The sequence below is a fragment of the Longimicrobium sp. genome, assembly GCA_036377595.1.
GTDB lineage: Bacteria > Gemmatimonadota > Gemmatimonadetes > Longimicrobiales > Longimicrobiaceae > Longimicrobium.
Genome location: DASUYB010000079.1, coordinates 16546 through 35979, shown reverse-complemented (window position 1 = coordinate 35979; position 19434 = coordinate 16546). Strand labels below are relative to the sequence as shown.

The 19434-nt window shown below is 73.5% G+C and carries 1 protein-coding gene; it reads left to right on the top strand.

The genetic code is table 11. The annotated features are described in order from the left end of the window. The first annotated feature begins 11 nt into the window (after positions 1–11). Positions 12–19331 carry a non-ribosomal peptide synthase/polyketide synthase gene (locus VF092_11180; GenBank protein ID HEX6747845.1) on the top strand — a complete coding sequence of 6440 codons (19320 nt, stop codon included), beginning with the start codon at positions 12–14 and terminating at the stop codon, positions 19329–19331. Positions 19332–19434: the final 103 nt, after the last annotated feature.

The following is a 19434-nucleotide window of genomic DNA, read 5'->3' as shown; positions in this document are numbered from 1 at the left end:
ACGAAGGCTCGATGAGCGAAGTACTCGGACGAGTAGACAAGCTGTCACCGGAGCGCCGGGCCCTGCTGCAGAAGATCCTGCGGCAGCAGACCGCCCCGGCGCACGAGCCGGACGCCATCCGCCCCCGCGCGGGTGGCGGTCCCGCGCCGCTGTCCTTCGCGCAGGAGCGGCTCTGGTTCATCGACCGGCTGGAGCCGGGAAGCGCCGTCTACAACATCCCCGCGGCATGGCGCCTGGCGGGTGCGCTGGACGAGCGGGCGCTGGGGCGCGCGCTGGGGGAGATCGTGCGGCGTCACGAGGTGTTGCGGACCACCTTCGGCGAGGTGGACGGCTCGCCGGCGCAGGTAGTGGCGCCCTTCGGCGGGTTCGCCCTGCCGGTGGAGGACCTGTCGGGGCTGGGCGAGGCGGATCGCGAGGCGGCGGTCAGGCGCCGGGCCGGCGAGGAGGCGCGGCGGGGGTTCGACCTCTCGGCGGGACCGCTCTTTCGTGCGGCGCTGCTGCGGCTGGGCGCCGAGGATCACGTGCTCCTGCTCACGATGCACCACGCCGTCAGCGACGGGTGGAGCACGGGGGTGCTCTTCCGCGAGCTGTCTGCGCTGTACGCGGCGTACCGCCAAGGCGGGGAGTCGCCGCTGCCGGAGCTGGCGGTGCAGTACGCCGACTACGCCGTCTGGCAGCGCGAGCAGCTGGTGGGCGAGGCGCTGGAGCGGCAGCTCTCGTACTGGCGGGAGCGGCTGGCGGGCGCGCCGGAGCTGCTGGAGCTGCCCACCGACCGTCCCCGCCCGCCGGTGCAGACGCACCGGGGCGCGTCGGTCCCGGTGGAGCTCTCCCCGGAGCTGCTGGAGCGGCTGCAGGTGCTGGCACTGCGCGAGGGCGCGACGCTGTACATGGTGCTGCTGGGCGCCTTCCAGGTGCTGCTGTCGAAGTACAGCGGGAGCGAGGACATCGTCGTAGGCAGCCCGATCGCCGGGCGCACGCGCCGGGAGGTGGAGGAGCTGATCGGCTTCTTCGTCAACACGCTGGTGCTGCGCGCCGACCTCGGTGGAGATCCGGGCTTCCGCGACCTGCTGGGGCGCGTGCGCGAGGCGACGCTGGGCGCGTACGCGCACCAGGAGGTGCCCTTCGAGAAGCTGGTGGCCGAGCTGCAGCCGGAGCGCTCCCTGAGCCACTCGCCGCTCTTCCAGGTGTCGTTCACGCTCCAGAACGTCGAGGGCCGGGGAGACGCGCTCGCGGGGCTGGAGGTGAGCGGCGTCGGAGCGGCCATGGAGATCGCCAAGTTCGATCTCGCCCTGACGCTCGCGGCGACCCCCCAGGGTCTGCGTGGCGCGCTGAACTACAGCACGGACCTCTTCGAGCGCGCCACGGTCGAGCGGATGCTGGGCCACCTGGCACTGGTGCTGGAGCAGGTCGCCGCCGACGCGGACGTGCGGCTTTCGGAACTGGAGCTGCTCGGCGGGCCGGAGCGCGCGCTCGTGCTGGAGGCGTGGAACCGGGCCGAAGCGGAGTACCCGGCGGACCGCTGCATCCATGAGCGGTTCGAGGCGCAGGCGGCGCGCACGCCGGAGGCCGTCGCCGTCACGCTCGACGGGCATCCGAAGACGTACCGCGAGCTGGACGAGGAGGCGAATCGCCTCGCCCACCATCTGCGGAAGCTGGGCGCGCGGCCGGATACGCTCGTCGGCCTGTGCGTGGAGCGATCGTTCGAGACGGTGGTCGGCATCCTCGGCATCCTGAAGTCGGGCGCGGGCTACCTCCCGCTCGACCCGGCGTATCCCGAGGATCGCCTCGCCTACATGGTGGAAGATTCCGGCGTCTCCATCGTCGTCTCCACGGGCAGTCTGGCGGATGGGCTGCGGTCGGATGCGACGACGGTCGTCCGGCTCGACGTCGATGCCGACGCGATCGCCGCCGAGTCGTCGGAGGCGCCGGAGCACGGGGCGCGGCCGGATTCGCTGGCGTACGTCATCTACACGTCGGGATCCACGGGTAAGCCGAAGGGCGTGGAGGTGACGCACGCCAACGTCGTCCGCCTCTTCGCGGCCACCGAGGCCTGGTTCGGCTTCGGGGAAAGCGACGTGTGGACGCTCTTCCACTCGTATGCCTTCGACTTCTCGGTCTGGGAGCTGTGGGGCGCGCTCCTGTACGGCGGCCGCGTGGTGGTGGTGCCGGAGCTGGACAGCCGCGACCCCGAGGCGTTCCACGCGCTGGTCCAGCGCGAGGGCGTGACCGTGCTCAACCAGACGCCCTCGGCGTTCCGGCAGCTCATCCGCGTGGACGGCGAGCGGGGCGGCGAGCTGGCGCTGCGCGTGGTGGTGTTCGGCGGCGAGGCGCTGGAGCCCGCCACGCTCCGCGAGTGGGTGGAGCGCCGCGGCGCCGAGACGCCGCGGCTGGTGAACATGTACGGGATCACCGAGACCACCGTGCACGTGACCTACCGGCCGCTCGGCCGCGAGGACGTCTTCGGCGGCTCCGGCAGCCCGATCGGCGTGCGCATCCCCGACCTGCGGCTGTACGTGCTCGATCCGGCGCGGCGGCCGGTGCCGATCGGGGTGCCGGGCGAGCTGTACGTGGGCGGCGGCGGCGTGGCGCGCGGCTACCTGAATCGCCCCGAGCTGACGGCGCAGCGGTTCGTCCAAAATCCGTTCGGCCCTGGAAAGCTGTATCGCACCGGCGACCGCGTCCGGTGGCTGGCGGATGGGACGCTCGATTACATGGGCCGCCTGGACGAGCAGGTGAAGATCCGCGGCTTCCGGATCGAGCTGGGCGAGATCGAGGTGCGGCTGGCCGAGCACCCGGAGGTGCGCGAGGCCGTCGTCCTGGCCCGCGAGGACGTGCCGGGGGACAGGCGGCTGGTGGCGTACGTGGTGGGCGAGGTGGAGGCGGGCGTGCTGCGCGAGCACCTGCGCCGGGAGCTGCCGGAGTACATGGTGCCGGCGGCGTTCGTCTCCCTGGACGCGCTGCCGCTGACGCCGAACGGCAAGCTGGACCGCAAGGCGCTGCCGGCGCCGGAGGGGGATGCGTACGCGCGGGGGCGCTACGAGGCGCCGCTGGGGGAGGTGGAGGCGGCGCTGGCCGGGATCTGGGCGGAGGTGCTGGGCGTGGAGCGGGTGGGGCGGTGGGACCACTTCTTCGAGCTGGGCGGGCACTCGCTCCTGGCGATCCGGCTGATCGAGCGGATGCGGCGCGCGGGGCTGTACGTGGACGTGCGCGCCCTGTTCACCACGCCGGTGCTGGCCGACCTGGCACTGGCCGTGGGCGGAGCGTCTCCGGAGGTGGAGGTCCCCGCGAACCGGATCCCGGAGGGGTGCGAACTCCTCACGCCGGAGATGCTGCCGCTGGTCGATCTCACCCAGGCGGAGATCGACCGGATCGTGGCGGGGGTGCCGGGCGGAGCCGCGAACGTGCAGGACATCTACCCGCTGGCCCCGCTGCAGGAGGGGATCCTCTTCCACCACGTGATGGCGGAGGACCACGACCCGTACCTGAACGCCTGGGGGGTCGCCTTCGACACCCGCGAGCGGCTGGACGCCTTCCTCGCCGGGCTGCGGTGGGTGGTCGGCCGGCACGACATCCTGCGCACGGGCGTGGTGTGGGAGGGGCTGCGCGAGCCGGTGCAGGTGGTCTGGCGCGGGGCCGAGCTCCCGGTGCAGGAGGTCGCGTTCGACCCGGCGGCGGGAGACGTGGCGGCGCAGCTCTGGGAGCGCTTCCATCCGCGCAACCACCGGATCGACATCGGGCGGGCGCCCATGATGCGCCTCTTCGTCGCCGCCGACCCCGCGAACGCGCGGTGGGTGCTCCTGTGGTGGTACTACCACCTCCTGGAGGACCACACGACCTTCGACGTGATCCACGACGAGGTCGAGGCGCACATGGCGGGGCGCGCGCACGAGCTCCCGCCGCCGCAGCCGTACCGCAACTACGTGGCGCAGGCGCGGCTGGGCGTCAGCCGCGAGGAGCACGAGCGCTTTTTCCGCGAGCTCCTGGGCGACGTCACCGAGCCGACCGTTCCCTTCGGCGTGCAGGGCGCGTGGCGCGACGGCACCGGCGTCACCGACGCGCTCCTGCGGGTGGACGCGGAGCTCTCCCGCAGGCTGCGGGAGCGGGCGCAGGCGCTGGGGGTGAGCGCGGCGAGCGTCTTCCACCTGGCGTGGGCGCAGGTGCTCGCGCGCGTGTCGGGGCGGGACGACGTGGTCTTCGGCACCGTGCTCTTCGGCCGCATGGCCGGGGGCGAGGGCGCCGACCGCGTGATGGGATTGCTCATCAACACGCTCCCCGTGCGGCTCCGGGTGGGCGCCGAGGGCGCGGCGGCGGCCGTGCGGAGCACGCACGCGCTGCTGGCCGGGCTGCTGCGCCACGAGCACGCGTCGCTGGCGATGGCGCAGCGCTGCAGCGGGGTGGCGGCGCCCACCCCCCTGTTCACCTCGCTGCTGAACTATCGCCACAGCAAGGGGGGCGGAGAGAAGAAGCGCGCGCAGTCCGGGGAGGCGCCGCAGGCCCTGCCGGGGATGCGCGGGATCATGGGCCAGGAGCGGACGAACTACCCCGTGTCGCTCTCGGTGGACGACCGGGGGGAGCGGTTCTCGCTGGCGGCGCAGGTGGCTGCCCCGGCCGAGGCGGAGCGGGTGTGCCGGATGATGCACACGGCGCTGGAGCGTCTGGTCGAGGCGCTGGAGCGCTCTCCCGGACGGGCGATGGGGAGCCTCGACGTGCTGCCGGAGGCGGAGCGCGCGCTGGTGGTGGAGGAGTGGAACCGGACCGAAGCGGAGTATCCGGCGGACCGGTGCATCCACGAGCTCTTCGAGGAACAGGCGGCGCGCACGCCGGGGGCGGTGGCCCTGCGCTTCGGGGAGGAGTCGCTCACGTACGCGGAGCTGGACGGCCGCGCCAACCGCCTCGCCCACCACCTGCGCGGCCGCGGCGTGGGCCCCGAGGTGCGCGTGGGCGTGCTGATGGAGCGCGGCGTGGAGATGGTGGTCTCGCTCCTGGCCGTGCTCAAGGCCGGGGGCGCCTACGTGCCGCTGGACCCCGCCTACCCGGCCGAGCGGCTGGCCTTCATGCTCGCCGACTCGGGCGCCGGTCTCCTGCTCACCCGCCTCCCCCTGCCGGAGGGGCTCCCGCCCCACGCCGCCGAGGTGGTCTGCCTCGACGCCGACCGCGAGCGCATCGAGGCCGGGAGCGCGCGGGCGCCGACCGCCGGCGTGCTCCCCGGGAACCTGGCGTACGTCATCTACACCTCGGGGAGCACGGGGACGCCCAAGGGGGTGATGGTGCCGCACCGCGGCGTCCCCAACCTGGCGTACGCGCAGGCCCGCCGCTTCGGCATCGACGACACCAGCCGCGTCCTCCAGTTCGCCTCGCTTTCCTTCGACGCGGCGGTGGCGGAGCTGTTCGACGCGCTGCTGGCCGGGGCCACGCTGGTGCTGGCGCCGCGCGAGGCGCTCCTCCCCGGCCCGGGGCTGCTGGAGACGCTGCGGCGCGGGCGGGTGACCGTGGCCACCCTGCCGCCCTCGGTGCTGTCCGTGCTCCCGCCGGACGACCTGCCGGAGCTGCGCACGGTGGTGAGCGCGGGCGAGGCGGTGGACGCCGCCACGGTGGAGCGGTGGAGCGGGGGCCGTGCCTTCGTGAACGCCTACGGCCCGACGGAGACCACGGTCTGCGCGGCCTCCGCCCGCTGCGAGGCGGACGGGCGTGCCCCCGCGATCGGCCGGGCGCTGGAGAACGTGCGGGTGTACGTGCTGGACGCGGCCGGCCGGCCGGCGCCGCTCGGCGTCCCCGGCGAGCTGTACGTGGGGGGGGTGGGGGTGGCCCGCGGCTACCTGGGCCGGCCGGGACTGACCGCCGAGAAGTTCGTTCCCGATCCCTTCGGCGGCGAGACCGGGGCGCGGCTCTATCGGACCGGCGACCGGGTGCGGTGGTCGGTCCGGGGCGAGCTGGAGTTCCTGGGGCGGGTGGACGCGCAGGTGAAGGTGCGCGGCTTCCGCATCGAGCCGGGCGAGATCGAGGCGGTGCTGCGCCGGCACGAGCGCGTCGCCGACTGCGTGGTCGTGGCGCGCGAGGACGTGCCCGGGGAGAAGCGGCTGGTGGCGTACGTGGTGGGCGACGTGGAGGCGGGAGTCCTGCGCGAGCACCTGCTCCGGGAGCTCCCGGAGCACATGGTCCCGTCCGCGTACGTCTTCCTGGACGCGCTCCCGCTCTCGCCGAACGGGAAGCTGGACCGGAAGGCGCTGCCGGCGCCGGAGCTCGCGTCGGCGTTGGAACGCTACGTGGCGCCGCGGACGCCGCTCGAGGAGGTGCTGGCGGAGATCTGGGCGGAGGTGCTGCGCCTGGAGCGGGTGGGGGTGACGGAGAGCTTCTTCGAGCTGGGCGGGCACTCGCTGCTGGCCACGCGCGTGGTCTCGCGGGTGCGGCAGGTGTTCGGGGTAGAGGTGCCGCTGCGGGTGCTCTTCGAGGGGCCCACGGTGGCGGAGCTGGCCGGGCGCGTGGAGGCGATGCGCCGCGCGGGGCTGCCGGTGCTGCCGCCGGTGGTGCCGGCCGAGCGCACGGGGGCGCTGCCCCTCTCCTTCGCGCAGGAGCGGCTCTGGTTCATCGACCGGCTGGAGCCGGGAAGCGCCGTCTACAACATGTTCGTGGCACGGCGCCTGGAGGGTGCGCTGGACGAGGCGGCGCTGGAGTGGAGCCTGGGCGAGATCGTCCGGCGCCACGAGGCGCTGCGGACGGTCTTCGCGGAGGCGGACGGCGCGCCGGTGCAGGTGATCGCGCCCTTCGACGGCTTCGCCCTGCCGGTGGAGGACCTGTCCGGGCTGGGCGAGGCGGATCGCGAGGCGGCGGTCAGGCGCCGGGTCGGGGAGGAGGCTTCACGGCCGTTCGACCTCGCGGCGGGACCGCTCTTCCGCGCGGCGCTGCTGCGGCTGGGCGAGGAAGACCACGTGCTGCTGCTCTCGATGCACCACATCGTCAGCGACGGGTGGAGCATGGGGGTGCTCTTCCGCGAGCTGGCTGCGCTGTACGCGGCGTACCGCGAGGGCGGGGAGTCGCCGCTGCCGGAGCTGGCGGTGCAGTACGCGGACTACGCCGTCTGGCAGCGCGAGCAGCTGGAGGGCGAGGCGCTGGATCGGCAGCTCTCCTACTGGCGGGAGCGCCTGGCGGGCGCGCCGGAGCTGCTGGAGCTGCCCACCGACCATCCCCGCTCGCCGGTGCAGACGCACCGGGGCGCGTCGGTCCCGGTGGAGCTCTCCCCGGAGCTGCTGGAGCGGTTGCAGGCGCTGGGGCGGAGCGAGGGCGCAACGCTGTACATGACGCTGCTGGGCGCCTTCCAGGTGCTGCTGGGCAGGTACGCCGGCAGCGAAGACGTGGTGGTGGGCAGCCCGATCGCCGGGCGCACGCGCGGGGAGGTGGAGGAGCTGATCGGCTTCTTCGTCAACACGCTGGTGCTGCGCACCGATCTCTCCGGCGACCCGAGCTTCCGCGAGGTGCTGGAGCGGGTGCGCGAGGCGACGCTGGGCGCGTACGAACACCAGGAGGTGCCGTTCGAGAAGCTGGTGGCCGAGCTGCAGCCGGAGCGCAGCTTGAGCCACTCGCCGCTCTTCCAGGTGATGTTCACGCTTCAGAACGCCGGGGGCGGGGGAGGCGCGCTCGCGGGGCTGAAGATGAGCGGAGCCGCACCGGCCATGGAGGTCGCCAGGTTCGATCTCTCCCTGGAGCTCGCGGCGACCCCCCGGGGCCTGCGCGGCGGACTGAGCTACAGCACCGACCTCTTCGAGCGCGGCACGATCGAGCGGATGCTCGGCCATCTGGAGCGGGTGCTGGAGCAGGTCGCCGCAGACGCGGACGTGCGGCTTTCGCAGCTGGAGCTGCTCGGCCAGGCGGAGCGCGCGCTGGTGCTGGAGGAGTGGAGCCGGACGGCGGCCGGGGTTCCGGCGAACCGCTGCGTGCACGAGCTCTTCGCGGAGCAGGCGGCGCGCACGCCCGAAACGGTGGCCGTGGTCTTCGCGGGAGCGGAGCTGACGTACGCCGAGCTGGACGCGCGTGCCAATCAGCTCGCGCACTACCTGCGCGCGCTGGGCGTAGGGCCGGAGGTGCGCGTGGGGCTGTGCGTGGAGCGGACCCCGGAGATGGTCGTAGCCGTACTCGCCGTGCTGAAGGCCGGCGGCGCCTACGTGCCGCTGGACCCCGAGTATCCGGCGGATCGCCTGGCGTTCATGCTCCAGGATGCCGCGGTGCCCGTGCTGCTGACGCACTCCTCCCTCGAGCAGAGGCTTCCCGCGCACGCCGCGCGCGTGGTGCGGCTGGACGTGGAGGGGAGCGCGATCGCACGGGAGCCGGCGCATGCGCCGGAGAGCAGGGTGGCCGCGCAGAACCTGGCGTACGTGATCTACACCTCGGGGTCTACGGGGCGGCCCAAGGGCGCCGCCATCCCGCACGGAGGACTCGCGCGCTATCTGGCGTGGGCCGGCGCGGAGTACGCATCCGGGAGCGGGCAGGGCGCTCCGGTGCACTCGTCGCTCTCGTTCGACCTGACGGTAACCAGCCTCTTCGTTCCGCTGCTGGCCGGCGAAGCCGTGGTGCTCGCACCGGATGAAGGGGTCGAGGCGCTGGCGACGGTACTTCGTTCGTCCGGCCCGTTCGGCTTCGTAAAGATCACGCCCGCCCACCTGTCGCTCCTGCTCGAGCAGCTGGCGCCGGGCGAGGCGGCACGCGCCACGGGCCGGTTCGTCGTCGGCGGTGAGAGCCTGCCGGGTGAGGTGGTGGCGCGTTGGGGCGAGGTGGCCCCGGAGGTGTCGATCACCAACGAGTACGGCCCCACCGAGACGGTGGTCGGCTGCTGCATCCATACCCTGAAGGCGCGTGACGCCACGGCCGGCGCGGTGCCGATCGGCCGCCCCTCGCCGGGGACGGTTCTCTACGCGCTGGACGGCCGCATGTCGCCGTGTCCCATCGGAGTGCCGGGGGAGCTCTTCGTGGGCGGAGGGCAGCTGGGGCGCGGGTACCTGGCGCGGCCGGCGCTGACGGCGGAGCGTTTCGTCCCCGATCCGTTCTCCGCGGAGCCGGGAGCCCGGCTGTACCGGACGGGCGACCGGGTGCGGTGGCGCGCGGACGGGAACCTGGAGTTCATGGGCCGCCTGGACGAGCAGGTGAAGATCCGCGGGTTCCGGATCGAGCTGGAGGAGGTGGAGGGCGCGGTGGCGGCGCACGCGGCGGTGCGCGAAGCGCGGGTCGTGGTGCGCGAGGACGAGACGGACGACCGGCGGCTGGTGGCGTACGTCGTCGGCGACGCCGAAGCCGAGGCGCTGCGCGCGCACGTGCGGCAGAGCCTGCCGGAGTACATGGTGCCGGCCGCGTTCGTCTTCCTGGACGCGCTGCCGCTGACCGCGAACGGGAAGCTGGACCGCAAGGCGCTGCCGGCGCCGGAGGGGGATGCGTACGCGCGGCGGAGCTACGAGGCCCCGCTGGGTGAGGTGGAGGCGGCGCTGGCCCAGATCTGGGGAGAGGTGCTGGGCGTGGAGCGGGTGGGGCGGTGGGACCACTTCTTCGAGCTGGGCGGGCACTCGCTCCTGGCGATCAAGCTGATCGGGCGGATGCGGCGCGCAGGGCTGTACGTGGACGTGCGTGCGCTGTTCACCACCCCGGTGCTGGCCGAGCTGGCCCTGGCCGTGGGCCGGACGTCCTCGGAGGTGGAGGTCCCCGCGAACGGGATTCCGGAGGGGTGCGAGCTCCTCACACCCGAGATGATCCCGCTGGTCGATCTCACGCAGGTGGAGATCGACCGGATCGTGGCGGAGGTGCCGGGCGGAGCCGCGAACGTGCAGGACATCTACCCGCTGGCCCCACTGCAGGAGGGAATCCTCTTCCATCACCTGCTGTCGCGGGAGGGCGACCCGTACCTGCTGTCGAGCGTGGGCGAGTTCGAGACCCGCGCGCGCCTGGAGCAGTACCTGGCGGCACTGCAGGCGGTGATCGATCGCCACGACGTCCTGCGCACGGCCGTGGCCTGGGAGGGGCTGCGCGAGCCGGTGCAGGTCGTCTGGCGCCACGCGCCGCTGCCGGTGGAAGAGGTGCAGCTGGATGCGGCAGAGGATGCGGCCGGGCAGCTGTGGCGCCGCCATGACCCTCGCCGGTACCGGATGGAGCTGGGGCGGGCGCCGCTGCTGCGGGCGTGCATCGCCGAGGACCGCGCGCGTGGCCGGTGGCTGCTGCTGATGCTCAGACACCACCTGACCAGCGATCACGAGTCGCTGGAGGTGCAGCGGGAGGAGATCTCGGCGCACCTGCGGGGTGTCGAGTCGAAACTGCCGGCGCCGCTGCCGTTCCGCAACTACGTGGCGCGGGCGCGCCTGGGGGTGAGCCGGGAGGAGCACGAGCGGTTCTTCAGCGGCATGCTGGGGGACGTGGAGGAGCCGACGGCGCCGTACGGGCTGCTGGACGTGTTGGGGGAGGGACACGGGATCGCGGAGGCGCGGCTTCCGGTGGCGGGCGACGTCGCCGCACGGCTGCGCCGCCGGGCGCGGGCGCTGGGGGTGAGCGCGGCGAGCCTGTGCCACCTGGCGTGGGCGCAGGTGCTGGCGCGGCTGAGCGGCCGAGCGGACGTGGTCTTCGGGACGCTGCTCTTCGGCCGGGGCGGGGAGGGGGCGGACCGGGTGATGGGCCCGTTGATCAACACGCTGCCGGTGCGGATCGGGGTGGGAGAGGAAGGGGTCGAGGCGGCGGTGCGGCGCACGCATGCGCTGCTGGCTGACCTGCTCCGGCACGAGCACGCCTCGCTGGCGCTGGCGCAGCGCTGCAGCGGTGTGGCGGCACCCACGCCGCTGTTCACCTCGCTGCTGAACTATCGCTACGGCGGCGCAACGAGGCGTTCGCAGCAGGCGGGGCAGCCCGGGGCGGGTGTGCGGGGCATTCGCGCACAGGAGCGGACGAACTACCCGGTGGCGCTCGCGGTGGACGACCTGGGGGAGGCGTTCTCGCTGGTGGCGCAGGTGTCGGCCCCGGCAGAGGCGGAGCGGGTGTGCCGGATGATGCACACGGCGCTGGAGCGGCTGGTCGAGGCGCTGGAGGCCACCCCCGGGCGGGCGATCGGGAGCCTCGACGTGCTGCCGGAGGCGGAGCGCCGCACGGTGGTGGAGGCGTGGAACCGCACGGACGCGGAGTATCCGCGGGGCGTCTGCGTGCACGAGCTCTTCGAGGCGCAGGTGGAGCGCACGCCCGACGCGGTGGCGCTGGTCTACGAGGACGAGGAGGTGACGTACGCGGAGCTGAACGCGCGGGCGAACCGGCTGGCGCACCACCTCGGAGACCTGGGCGTAGGTCCGGAGTCGCGGGTGGGGCTGTGCGTGGAGCGCGGCATCGAGATGGTCGTCGCCGTGCTGGCGGTGCTCAAAGCCGGCGGGGCTTACGTGCCGCTCGATCCGGAGTATCCCGAGGAGCGGCTGCGCTACATGCTCCGGGACAGCGCGCCCGTGGTGCTGCTGACGCAGCGCTCGCTCTCGGAACGGTTCGACGGATCCGGCGTTCCGATCGAGGTGCTCGATGGAGAGGCTTCCGCCTGGACCGGCCGGCCCGACTCCAATCCCGGGCGCGGGGCGCTGACCCCGGAGAACCTGGCGTACGTCATCTACACCTCCGGCTCCACGGGGCAGCCGAAGGGGGTGATGAACGGGCACCGTGGCGTCATCAACCTGCTGGCCTGGGGAGAACGGCACTGGGAGCTCGGAGCCGGCGACGCGCTGCTGCAGAGGACGTCGCTCAGCTTCGACGTCTCGGTGCGCGAGCTGTTCTCGCCGCTGCTGGCGGGCGCCCGCCTGGTCCTCGTGCGGCCCGGTGGACAGCGGGAGGTGGACTACCTGGTGGAGGTCGTCCGCCGCCGGGAGGTCAGCACCCTGGTCCTCACTCCCTCCCAGATGCAGGCGTTCCTGGAGCACCCAGGGCTGGAGGGGTGCTCCAGCCTGCGGCGGATCGTACTGGGAGGGGAGCCCATCCCCGTGGGGATGGTGGCGGAGCTCCGGGCCCGGCTGCCGGGCGCGCGGCTGTACCACGAGTACGGCCCCACGGAGGCGAGCGTGACCTCCACGGTGCGGAGCTGCGGCGCAGAGGGGGAGGCGCCGGGGGCTTCGATCGGGAGACCGATCTCCAACGCGCGTATCTACCTGCTGGACGCGCGAGGGGAGCCGGTGCCGGTCGGGGTCGCCGGCGAGCTGTACGTGGGCGGCGCGGGGGTGGCGCGGGGGTACCTGGGCCGGCCGGCGCTGACGGCGGAGAGGTTCGTTCCCGACTCGTTCGGCGCCCAGCCTGGAGCGCGGCTGTACCGAACGGGAGACCTGGGGCGGTGGCTGGCGGATGGGACCATCGAGTTCCTGGGTCGTGTGGACACACAGGTGAAGGTGCGGGGCTACCGGATCGAGCTGGGAGAGATCGAGGCTCGGCTCCTGGAGCGCGAGGGGGTGAGCGAGGCGGCGGTGGTTGCGCACGAAGACGCGGCGGGGAACCGGCGCCTGGCGGCGTACGTGGTGGGCGGCGTGGAGGCGGCGGTCCTGCGCGAGCACCTGCGCCGGAAGCTCCCGGACTTCATGGTGCCGGCGGCGTTCGTCCCGTTGGAGCGGCTTCCGCTCACGCCGAGCGGCAAGCTCGACCGCAGGGCGCTGCCGGCGCCGGAGCTCGCGTCGGCGGAGGAGCGCTACGTGGCGCCGCGGACGCCGACCGAGGAGGTGCTGGCCGAGATCTGGGCGGAGATGCTGCGCCTGGAGCGGGTGGGGGTGACGGAGAGCTTCTTCGAGCTGGGCGGGCACTCGCTGCTGGCCACGCGCGTGGTGTCGCGGGTGCGGCAGGTGTTCGGCGTGGAGCTGCCGCTCCGGGCGCTCTTCGAGGGGCCCACGGTGGCGGAGCTGGCCGGGCGCGTGGAGGAGATGCGCCGCGCGGGGCTGCCGGTGCTGCCGCCCGTGGTGCCGATCGGGCGCACGGGTGCGTTGCCGCTCTCCTTCGCGCAGGAGCGGCTCTGGTTCCTGGACCGCCTGGAGCCGGGAAGAGCCGCCTACAACATCCTCGCGGCGTGGCGCCTGGGCGGTGCCCTGGACGTGGCGGCGCTGGAGCGCGCGCTGGGCGAGATCGTCCGGCGTCACGAGGCGCTGCGCACCACCTTCGCCGAGGCGGACGGCTCGCCGGTGCAGGTGATCGCGCCGTTCGGCGGCTTCGCCCTGCCGGTGGAGGACCTGTCAGGGCTGGGCGAGGCGGATCGCGAGGCGGCGGTCAGGCGTCGGGCCGGGGAGGAAGAGCGGCAGGGATTCGACCTCTCGGCGGGACCGCTCTTCCGTCTCGCGCTGCTGCGGCTGGGCGCCGAGGATCACGTGCTGCTGCTCTCGATGCACCACATCGTCAGCGACGGGTGGAGCCTGGGGGTGCTCTTCCGCGAGCTGTCGGCGCTGTACGCGGCGTACCGCGAGGGCGGTGAGTCGCCGCTGCCGGAGCTGGCGGTGCAGTACGCCGACCACGCGGTGTGGCAGCGCGAGCAGCTGGCGGGCGAGGTGCTGGATCGGCAGCTGGAGTACTGGAAGGAGCGCCTGGCGGGCGCGCCGGAGCTGCTGGAGCTGCCCACCGACCGTCCCCGCCCGGCGGTGCAGATGTTCCGGGGCGCGCGCGAGCGGATCGAGCTGCCCCTGGAGCTGCTGGAGCGTCTCCAGCGACTGGGGCGGAGCGAGGGCGCCACGCTGTACATGGTGATGCTCTCCGCGTTCCAGGTGCTGCTCTCGAAGTACGCCGGGAGCGAGGACGTGGTGGTGGGGAGCCCGATCGCCGGACGCACGCGCCGGGAGGTGGAGGAGCTGATCGGCTTCTTCGTCAACACGCTGGTGCTGCGGACCGACCTCTCGGGCGACCCGGGCTTCCGGGAGGTGCTGCGGCGGGTGCGCGAGGCGACGCTGGGCGCGTACGAGCACCAGGAGGTGCCGTTCGAGCGGCTGGTGGCCGAGCTGCAGCCGGAGCGCAGCCTCAGCCACTCTCCTCTCTTCCAGGTCGTGTTCTCCCTGCAGGACCGCAACCAGCCCGCGGGCGGTCTCGCCGGTCTGAAGGGCGGGGGCGTGGAAGCGGAGCTCGGGACCACGAGGTTCGACCTCGAGTTGAACATCGCCGTGCACGCGCAGGGCCTGCGCGGGGGACTGAACTACAGCACCGACCTCTTCGACCGCACCACCGTCCGGCGGATGCTGGGGCACCTGGAGCGGGTGCTGGAGCAGGTCGCCGCGGACGCGGACGTGCGGCTCTCGCAGCTGGAGCTGCTCTCGGCAGAAGAGCGCGGCCTGGTGGTGGATGCCTGGAACCGCACGGAGCGCGGAAGCTCCGACCCGCCGGCCCACGCGCTCTTCGCCGAGTGGGCGCGGCGCGCTCCGGAGGCCGTTGCCTTCCTGGACGGCCGAAAGGCCGTGACCTATGGCGCGCTGGACCGGCGCGCGGCGGTCCTCGCCCGGCACCTGCGCGAGCTGGGGGTCGGGCCCGAGACCCCGGTGGGGCTGTGCATGGAGCGCACGCCCGAGCTGCTGGTGGGGGTGCTGGGGATCTGGAAGGCGGGCGGCGCCTACGTCCCCCTCGATCCGGGCTACCCGGCGGAGCGGCTGGGGTGGATCCTCACCGACGCGGCGCTTCCGGTGGTGGTCGCCACGGGGGACACGGCCGGGGTGCTGCCGGAGCACGGGGCCACCCTCGTGCGGGTGGACCGGCTTCCGGAGACGGCGGCGGAGGCGGCGCCGGAGGTGCCCGCCTCCGACGCGGGCCTGGCGTACGTGATCTACACCTCGGGGAGCACGGGCCGCCCCAAGGGGGTGCTGGTGCAGCACGGCTCGCTGGCCAACCTGCTGGCCGCCACACGCGAGGCGTTCGGCGTCGGCGAGGGCGACGTGATGCCGGCGCTGGCCTCGTACGCCTTCGACATCTGGCTCTTCGAGGCGCTGCTGCCGCTGATCTCGGGAGGCGCGGTGCGCCTGGTGGAGCGCGAGCGGGTGCTGGACGCGCCCGCGCTGCTGGAGGAGATCGCGGACGCCACGCTGGTGCACGCCGTCCCCGCGCTGATGCGGCAGCTGGTGCATGCGGAGCGCGAGACGCCCCGGCTGGGACGGCTGCGGCGCGTCTTCGTGGGCGGCGACCGGGTCATGGCCGACCTGCTGGCGGAGATGCGGGAGACGCTCCCCGGGGCGGAGACGCACGTCCTCTACGGCCCCACCGAGGGGACCATCCTGGCCTCCACGCACCCCGTCCCGCAGGACGGGATCGTGGCGGGACACCCGATCGGCCGTCCCCTGGGGAACGTGCGCCTGTACGTCTGCGACGGGCTCGGGAGCCCGCAGCCGGCGGGCGTGCCGGGCGAGCTCCTGATCGGCGGGGCGGGGGTGGCGCGCGGCTACCTGGGACGTGCCGGCCTGACGGCGGAGCGCTTCGTCCCGGATCCGTTCTCGGTGGAAGGCGGCGCGAGGCTGTACCGCACGGGCGACCGGGCGCGCTGGCGGGCGGACGGGACGCTGGAGTACCTGGGCCGCCTGGACGGGCAGGTGAAGATCCGGGGCTTCCGCATCGAGCCGGGAGAGATCGAGGCCGTCCTGCGGGGCCACGCCGACGTGACCGACTGCGTGGTCGTGGCGCGCGAGGATGCGCCGGGCGACTGGCGGCTGGTGGCGTACGTCGTCGGGGCTGTCGAGGCGGATGAGCTGCGGGAGCACCTGCGGGGGAGCCTGCCGGAGTACATGGTCCCATCCGCGTTCGTCGCCCTGGACCGGCTGCCGCTGACGCCGAATGGGAAGCTGGACCGTAAGTCGCTGCCGGCGCCGGACTTCGCCCCGGCGGAGGAGCGCTACGTGGCGCCGCGTACGCCGACCGAGGAGGTGCTGGCGGAGATCTGGGCGGAGACGCTGCGCCTGGAGCGGGTGGGGGTGACGGAGAGCTTCTTCGAGCTGGGCGGGCACTCACTGCTGGCCACGCGGGTGGTCTCGCGCATCCGCGCGGTGTTCGGCGTGGAGGTGCCGCTGCGGGCGCTGTTCGAGGGACCCACGGTGGCGGAGCTGGCGAAGGCCGTGGAGGACGAGCGGCGCAGGGAGCTGCCGGTGCTGCCGCCGGTGGTGCCGGTGGAGCGCACGGGAGCGCTGCCGCTCTCCTTCGCGCAGGAGCGGATCTGGTTCCTGGACCGCCTGGAGCCGGGGAGCGCCACCTACAACATCCCCGGGGCATGGCGTCTGACGGGCGCGCTGGACGAGCGGGCGCTGGAGCGCGCGGTGGGTGAGATCGTCCGGCGTCACGAGACGCTGCGCACCACCTTCGGGGAAGTGGACGACTCGCCGGTGCAGGTGGTGGCGCCCTTCGATGGCTTCGTCCTGCCGGTTGATGACCTGTCGGGGTTGAGCGCGGCGGATCGCGAGGCGGCGCTCAGGCGGCGCGCCGGGGAGGAGGTGGCACGGCCCTTCGACCTCTCGGCGGGACCCCTGTTCCGTGCGGCGCTGCTGCGGTTGGGCGAGGAAGACCACGTGCTGCTGCTCTCGATGCACCACGTCGTGAGCGACGGGTGGAGCGTGGGGGTGCTCTTCCGGGAGCTGTCGGCGCTGTACGCGGCGTACCGCGAGGGGCGTGAGTCGCCGCTCTCCGAACTGCCGGTGCAGTACGCCGATTTCGCCGTGTGGCAGCGCAAGCAGCTGGCGGGCGAGATGCTGGACCGGCAGCTGGCGTACTGGAAGGAGCGCCTGGCGGGCGCGCCGGAGCTGCTGGAGCTGCCCACCGACCATCCCCGCCCGGCGGTGCAGACGTACCGGGGCGCCACGGTCCCGGTGGAGCTCTCCCCAGAGCTGCTGGAGCGGCTGCAGGCGCTGGGACGGAGCGAAGGCGCGACGCTGTACATGACGCTGCTGGGCGCCTTCCAGGTGCTGCTGGGCAAGTACGCCGGCAGCGAGGACGTGGTGGTGGGGAGCCCGATTGCCGGGCGCACGCGCGGGGAGATCGAGGAACTGATCGGCTTCTTCATCAACACGCTGGTGCTGCGGACCGATCTCTCGGGCGACCCGGGCTTCCGCGAGGTGCTGCGGCGGGTGCGGGAGGCGACGCTGGGCGCGTACGCGAACCAGGAGCTTCCCTTCGAGAAGCTGGTGGCCGAGCTGCAGCCGGAGCGCAGCTTGAGCCACTCGCCGCTCTTCCAGGTGATGTTCACGCTCCAGGACGCCGGGGGTGGAGGAAGCGCGCTTCCGGGCCTGAAGGTCGGCGGCATCGGAGCGGAGCTCGCGAGCGCCAAGTTCGACCTCTCCCTGACGCTCATGGCGACCCCCCAGGGCCTGCGCGGCGGACTGAACTACAGCACGGACCTCTTCGAGCGCGGCACGATCGAGCGGATGCTCGGCCACCTGGAGCGGGTGCTGGAGCAGGTGGCCGCGGACGCGGACGTGCGGCTCTCGCGGCTGGAACTGCTCGGCGAGTCGGAGCGCGCGCTCGTGCTGGAGGAGTGGAACCGGACCGGGGCCGAGTATCCCGCGGACCGGTGCATCCACGAGCTCTTCGAGATGCAGGCGGCGCGCACGCCGGGGGCGGTGGCCCTGCGCTTCGAGGAGGAGTCGCTCACGTACGCTGAGCTGAACGCGCGGGCGAACCGCCTGGCGCACCACCTGGCCGGGCTCGGCGCCGGGCCGGAGGCGCGCGTGGGCATCTGCGTGGATCGCTCGGCGGAGATGGTGGTGGCGATGCTGGCCGTGCTGAAGTCCGGCGCCGCGTACCTGCCGCTGGATCCGTCCTATCCGGCGGGTCGCCTGGCGTACATGCTGAAGGATTCCGGCGCGCCGCTGCTGGTCACGCAGGAATCGCTGCGTGGCCTGCTGCCAACGGACGGCGTGCGGATCGTCTCGGTGGATGAGGACGCGGCCGCGATCGCAGCGAATTCTGCCGATGCGCCGCGGACCCCGGTCGATGCGGCGAACGCGGCATACGTCATCTACACTTCCGGCTCGACGGGCGAGCCGAAGGGCGTGCAGGTGACGCACGGGAACGCGGTGAGCTTCTTCGCCGGGATGGACGAGCGGGTGGGCGGACCGGCGGCCGGGACGTGGCTGGCCGTGACGCGCATCAGCTTCGACATCCACGTGCTGGAGCTGCTCTGGACGCTGGCGCGCGGCTTCCGCGTGGTCGTGCAGCCGGAGCCGGACAGGGCGCGCGACGGCGAGTCCATCGCGGAGCAGATCCGCCGCCACTCGGTCACGCACCTGCAGTGCACGCCCTCCCTGGCGGCGATGATGATCGCGGAGAGCGGGATCGGGGCGCTGTCGGGCCTCGAGCGCATCCTGCTCGGCGGCGAGGCGCTGTCCCCGGACCTGGCGGAGCAGATCACGGCCGTGCTGCCGAACGGCCTCGTCAACATGTACGGCCCGACGGAGACCACCGTCTGGTCCGCCACCCACGCGGTCGAAGTCGCGGAGACGCCGATCCCCATCGGCCGCCCGATCGCGAACACGCGCGTGTACGTGCTGGATGCGGCCCTGCGTCCGCAGCCGGCGGGCGTGCCGGGCGAGCTGTTCATCGGCGGCCACGGCGTCACCCGGGGCTACCTGGGCCGGCCCGGCCTGACGGCCGAGCGCTTCGTGCCCGACGCGTTCTCGGCCGAGCCGGGCGCGAGGCTGTACCGCACGGGCGACCGCGCGCGGTGGACGGCGGAGGGCGTGCTGGAGTACCTGGGCCGCCTGGACGCGCAGGTGAAGGTGCGCGGCTTCCGCATCGAGCCGGGTGAGATCGAGGCGGTGCTGCGCCGCCATCCGGCCGTGGTGGAGTGCGCCGTCGTCGCGCGCGCGGCCGGGGCGGGAGACACGCGCCTGGTGGCGTACGTCGTGGGCGCGGCGGAGGCCGACGCGCTGCGGGCGCACGCGGGCCGCAGCCTGCCGGATTACATGGTGCCGAGCGCGTTCGTGCCGCTGGATGCACTTCCCCTGACCCCCAACGGCAAGCTGGACCGGAAGGCGCTGCCGGCGCCGGAGGGAGACGCGTATGCGTCCCGGGAGTACGTGGCGCCGCGCACCGAGGCGGAGCGCAAGGTGGCCGCGGCGTGGGCCGAGGTGCTGGGGGTGGAGAGCGTGGGCGCGCACGACCGGTTCTTCGACCTGGGCGGCCACTCGCTGCTGCTGGTGCGGGTGCAGGCGCGCCTGCGCGAGGCGTTCGGCCAGCCGGTGCCCATCACCCACCTGTTCCGTTACCTGACGGTGAGCGCCCTGGCCGCTGCGCTGGACGCCCCCGCGCCCGAGCCGGCCGCAGCCCAGGCGGACGACGCGCGGGTTCGGAGCGGGCGGCACAGGCTGCGGGCGAGGGGGCGGGCCGGCGCGACGGGGTCGCGGGGTGACGGGTGACGGGATGACGGGATTGACGCGATTGACGGGGTGAGGATTGACGGGGGTGACCGGATGAGAAGACGTTTCCCTGTTCCCTGTTCTTTGACGACGAGTTTTTCGA

Bases quoted from the DNA above. Each gene is read 5' to 3' on its own strand.
- VF092_11180 (HEX6747845.1), top strand. From the start codon at position 12: ATGAGCGAAGTACTCGGACGAGTAGACAAGCTGTCACCGGAGCGCCGG.